Source organism: Terriglobales bacterium, assembly GCA_035454605.1.
In the GTDB taxonomy this organism is placed as follows: Bacteria; Acidobacteriota; Terriglobia; order Terriglobales; family Acidobacteriaceae; genus DATMAB01.
Genome location: DATIGQ010000034.1, coordinates 1 through 4,988, shown reverse-complemented (window position 1 = coordinate 4,988; position 4,988 = coordinate 1). Strand labels below are relative to the sequence as shown.

Sequence of the window (4,988 nt, the reverse complement as noted above, 5' to 3'; positions counted from 1 at the left end):
ACCATTGCCGGCATCTGTTAACCGGAGGGTTGTAGGTTCGAGTCCTACCTGAGGAGCCATTTCTTTTCTTTTCTTTTCTTTTCTTTTCGTTTTGTCCCCTCCTTCACTTGATTCCTTCTTTCCTTACTTCTTTGCTCCGAGAGGAGCAAGGCGGATTCCGGCGTATGCTGGTCGGTCCATGAGCCTGCATCTGGAAAGCGGCACCGCGCGGCCGGTGCTGGTGTTCGACGGCGAGTGCGGATTCTGCCGCGCCTGGGTGGAGTACTGGAAGCCGCTCACCGGCGAGCGCGTGGAGTACGTGGCGTTCCAGGAGGTGGGGGAGCGGTTTCCGCAGGTGGCGCGCGAGGATTTTGCCGCTGCCGTGACCCTGGTTGAGCCGGACGGCCGGGTGCTGCGGGGCGCCGAGGCGGTGTTCACGCTGCTGGAGCCGGTGCGCGGCAAGCGCTGGATGCTGTGGGCGTACGAGCACGTGCCGCTGGCGGAGCCGCTCACCGAAGCCTTCTACGGATGGGTGGCGCGGCATCGGCCGCTGGCGCTGCGCGTGACCAAGCTGCTGTGGGGAGTGCCGCTGCGGCCGCAGAGATTCACGCTGGGACCGTGGCTTTTTCTGCGCGCGCTGGCGGCGATTTATGCAATCGCCTTCGCGTCCTTCGGCGTGCAGGTGACGGGGCTGATTGGGGAGCACGGCGTGCTGCCGGTCGCAGAACTGCTGCCGCAGGCGCAGGCAGCACTGGGAGCGCGAGCCTACTGGGCGCTGCCGACGGTGTTCTGGCTGGACGCGAGCGATCGCGCGCTCGAAGCCGTATGTGTGGCCGGAGTCATGCTGGCGGTCCTGTTGTTCTTTCTGGGCGGCACAGGAAGGATCAGCGCATCGGCTCGTGGCGTGGTGTGCCTGACGCTGTTTGGGCTGTACCTGTCGCTGGCGACCGCGGGCCAGGACTTCATGAACTTCCAGTGGGACGCGCTGCTGCTCGAGGCCGGATTCCTGGCCATTTTCCTGGATGTAGGGAAGGTGACGCGCTGGCTTTTCCGCTGGCTGCTTTTCCGCCTGGTCTTCCTTTCCGGGGCGGTGAAGCTGCTGAGCGGAGACCCGGCTTGGCGGGCGCTGGCCGCGCTGCGCTACCACTACGAGACCCAGCCGCTGCCCACGCTGCCGGCCTGGTACATGCACCAGCTCCCGCTCGAGTTCCATAAGCTGGAAGCGGTGGCGATGTTCGCGGCGGAGCTGGCCGTGCCGTTTCTGTTCTTCGCGCCGCGCAGCATCCGGCACTTCGCGGCGCTGGTGAGCCTCGGGTTGCAGGCGCTGATTTTCGTCACCGGGAACTACACCTTTTTCAACCTGCTGACGGTGGCGCTGTGCCTGTTCCTGCTGGACGATGCGCTGATCGGGCGGTGGGTGCCGGCGCGAGTTTTGCCTCAGGGGCTAAAGCCTAGTGCGCTACGGGAATCGGGTGGCGTGCCGGTCGGAGAGAATCATGGCGTGTCGCGATGGAAGATGGTGGTGGGGTCGCTGGTGGCGTCGTTCGTTTTGCTGGTGAGCGGGTACGAGCTGGCAGAGATGTTCTTTCGCGTCCAGTCAGAAACGGGTTATGCGTTGCTGATGCGCGTGTATCCCTTCCGGGTGGTGAACACCTACGGGCTGTTCGCGATCATGACCACGTCGCGGGGCGAGATCGTGCTGGAAGGCTCGAACGACGGCGTTGTATGGCAGGAGTACGAATTCAAGTACAAGCCGGGAGATGTGATGCGACAGCCGCGCTGGGTGGAGCCGCACCAGCCGCGCCTGGACTGGCAGATGTGGTTCGCCGCGCTGGGCAGCCCGCGCCACCATCCCTGGGTCATCCGCCTGATGGTCCGCCTGCTGGAGGGGAGGCCGGAAGTGCTGGCTCTGCTGGGTAAGAATCCGTTTCCCGAGAAGCCGCCCAAGTTCGTGCGGGCCCGGTTCTATGAGTATCGCTTCACCACGCCCGAAGAACGGCGTCAGACGGGGGCGTGGTGGAGCCGGGACCTGAGAGGCGTGTATGTGCCGGAGATCGCGCTGAGAGAGGGCAGCGACAGGCGATAAGCATGAGCTGGAACCAGGGCTTTCAGGGTGGTGTGCTCGCGCCGCGCCAGCCGACCGGCCTGCTGGAAGAGAGCGGCGGTAACCTGGAGAGTCGTCTTCATACGGCTACCCATATCATGTCGGAATATTCTGATTGGAGTGAAGGAAGTTCTCGGGGTCGTAGCGCTTCTTGATGTCGCGCAGAGTGAAGAAGTTCTCGCCGTAGGCGGCGGGGACTCTTTCCGCCTCATCGTCGGAGAGCAGGTTCACGTAGACACCGCCGGTCACGTGTTTCGACATTGCCTGGTTGAACGAGTTCACCCAAGCAAAATTGGTTTCGTCCTGGGCCCGGTCGGCCCATCCCGCAAGGATGTGAAATCCAAACGCCGGATGGCGATGTGGAAATGCAGTTGCGCCCGGGGCGATGCGTGCCACCGCGCCCCCATAAGGTTCGAAGTAAACGGAGGTGTACGCGCCTGGGATGGATTCGGTGTGGGTAACAACGGTTTCGATGGTTTCGTCGGTGAGTGAATTCAGATAGTGGGCGCGGGAAAGCCAACGCAATCCTTTCGGCAGTCCGGCGTCAAAGCTTTGCTGCAGCGCGACGTAATCGAGCACGCCCACCGTGTCCACGGCAGGGGATCCAAAGTTCCGCAAAGAATCTACGACCCGTTCACCTTCTGTGATCGGTCCCGTCCAGCCTGGGATCAGCGAGATGGCGCTCTTTCCGTGAAGCTGTTTCGGAAAAGGATCGATCGGTGGCGCCGTGAAGGTGAAGGGATAGCACTGCAAGGCATCAGGAGCCGAGGGCATGAAGTCGCGGAAAAAGCGAAGAACCTCATGAGCCGCGGACCATGGGTAGATGATCTGCCCACCCAGCACCTTGGGACCCACTTCGTGAAGTTGGTACTCGAAGGCGGTCACAATGCCGAAGTTTCCGCTGCCTCCGCGCAGGGCCCAGAAGAGGTCGGGATTCTCATCGGCCGAGGCGCGCACACGCTGTCCTGAGACCAGTACGACTTCTGCGGCACGGAGATTGTCGAGCGCGTGCCCGAAACGGCGGGAGAGCCAGCCCGTGCCTCCGCCCAGGGTGAAGCCCGCGATGCCGACCGTGGAAACGGTTCCGCCGGTGGTGGCGAGTCCGTGGCGCTGCGCTTCGCGGTCGAATCTTCCCCACCTGACGCCGGGGCCGACGCGGGCGCGACGATGCTCGGGGTCGACCTCGACGAAGTCGATTGCAGAAAGATCGATGACGATGCCGTCGCAAACCGATTTTCCTGCGAAATCGTGCCCGCCGCTGCGGACGGAGACGGGGAGGCCGATTCCCTTCAGCGCGGCAAGAGTGGCGATGACATCGTCCGCCGACGCGCAGCGAACGATGGCCTGAGGATGACGATCGATGCGCGCATTCCAAACCGATCGAGCATCGTCGTAACCGGGGGCGCCAGGACGAATCACGGTTCCGGCAATCCGGGCCTCGAGGTCGAGCAAGATTGTCTGACCGGGCACTTCACCTCCTTCGTAGTCAGTTTCACACTTTCAATCCATCATCACAAATGGGGTACAGCAGTCTGTCCATCGCGTGCGAATCACGCCATGCGACCCGACCCGGGCCCGCATCCGCATTTCTCCCCGCCAAGAACCTTGCACACCGGGGCCAACAGCCACCCGCAAGATGGCCCTTTTGCATTTGTAATTTCTAATTTGTAATGTGCAATTTGGGGCGGACGTACAATGGTGCGAGCCTGTGAATCATGCCTGAGACTCTGAAGACGACCTGTCCGCTGGACTGCCCGGATACGTGTGCGCTGGGCGTGACCGTGGAAGACGGCAAGATCACCTCGATCGGCGCGGCCGACGGCCATCCGGTGACGGGCGGCTTCATCTGCTCGAAAGTGCGGCGGTTCGGCGAGCGGGTATACAGCGGCGAACGGTTGCTCTATCCCATGCGGCGCACCGGGCCCAAGGGCTCGGGGACGTTCGAGCGCATCACGTGGGACGCGGCGATTGCCGAGATTGCGGCGAGGTTCGTTGACGTGAAGCACGTGTGGGGCGGCGAAGCCATCCTGCCCTATCACTACGGCGGGTCGAACGGCTGGATGACGGACGGCACGCTCGACGACCTGCTGTTCGCGCGGCTGGGAGCGTCGCGGCTGGCGCGCACGCTGTGCGCGGCGCACGCTACCGAGGTCGCGCTGGGCATGTACGGCAAGATGCCGGGCGTGGCGTTTGAAGATTTCGTCGATGCGCGCTTCATCGTGATATGGGGCGCAAACCCCAAGGCCAGCAACATCCATCTGGTGCCGTTCCTGCGCGAGGCCAAGCGGCGCGGCGCGTTCATCGCCACGGTGGACCCGACCCAGAATTTCTCTGAAGCGGAAGCCGACCTGCATTTGCCGGTGTATCCGGGCGCCGATCTGCCGCTGGCGCTGGGCATGATCCGCCATTGGGAAGAGCGGAACTGTTTCGACCGTGAGTTCCTCGCAAAACATGCGCGGGGCCTGGAGACCTTGCTCGAAGCGGCGCGGGAATGGCCGCTGGAGCGGGCGGCAGCGGCGGCGCGTGTTCCGGCGGACGACATCCGCACGCTGGCGGACAAGTGGGCGGAAACCTCGCCCGCGCTGCTGCGTCTGGGATGGGGCGTGGAGCGCAACCGAAATGCGGGACAGGCGATGGCCGCGGTGATGGCCATGCCGGCGCTGCTGGGCAAGTTCGGAGTACGCGGCGGCGGGTACACGCTGAGCAATGGCGGCGCGGGAAAGCTGGACAACGTGCGCTTACTGGGCGATGTGAAGTGGCAGACGCGCGAGCTGAACATGACGCAACTGGGCGAGCTGCTGAACGGCAAGCTCGATCCGCCGGTGAAGGCGCTGTTCATATACAACTGCAACCCGGCAGCAACGGTGCCGGACCAGAACGCGGTGCTGCGCGGCTTGAGCCGCGA

The 4,988-nt window shown here is 63.7% G+C and carries 3 protein-coding genes; 2 read left to right on the top strand and 1 reads right to left on the bottom strand.

The window, feature by feature from the left end; all coding sequences use genetic code 11:
- Positions 1 to 178: 178 nt before the first annotated feature.
- Positions 179 to 2,065, top strand: coding sequence for a lipase maturation factor family protein (locus VLE48_02395; protein ID HSA91834.1), 1,887 nt, complete (start codon positions 179 to 181; stop codon positions 2,063 to 2,065).
- Between the two features lie 114 nt (positions 2,066 to 2,179).
- On the opposite strand, the gene VLE48_02390 is transcribed toward VLE48_02395, so the two are convergent.
- Positions 2,180 to 3,553 carry an FAD-binding oxidoreductase gene (locus VLE48_02390; protein HSA91833.1) on the bottom strand — a complete coding sequence of 458 codons (1,374 nt, stop codon included), beginning with the start codon at positions 3,551 to 3,553 and terminating at the stop codon, positions 2,180 to 2,182.
- A 245-nt stretch (positions 3,554 to 3,798) separates the two neighbouring features.
- Between VLE48_02390 and VLE48_02385 the strand changes: the two genes are divergently transcribed.
- Positions 3,799 to 4,988: molybdopterin-dependent oxidoreductase (locus VLE48_02385; protein ID HSA91832.1), on the top strand; the 1,190-nt coding region annotated here is incomplete at its 3' end.

Bases quoted from the DNA above. Each gene is read 5' to 3' on its own strand.
- VLE48_02395 (HSA91834.1), top strand. From the start codon at position 179: ATGAGCCTGCATCTGGAAAGCGGCACCGCGCGGCCGGTGCTGGTGTTC.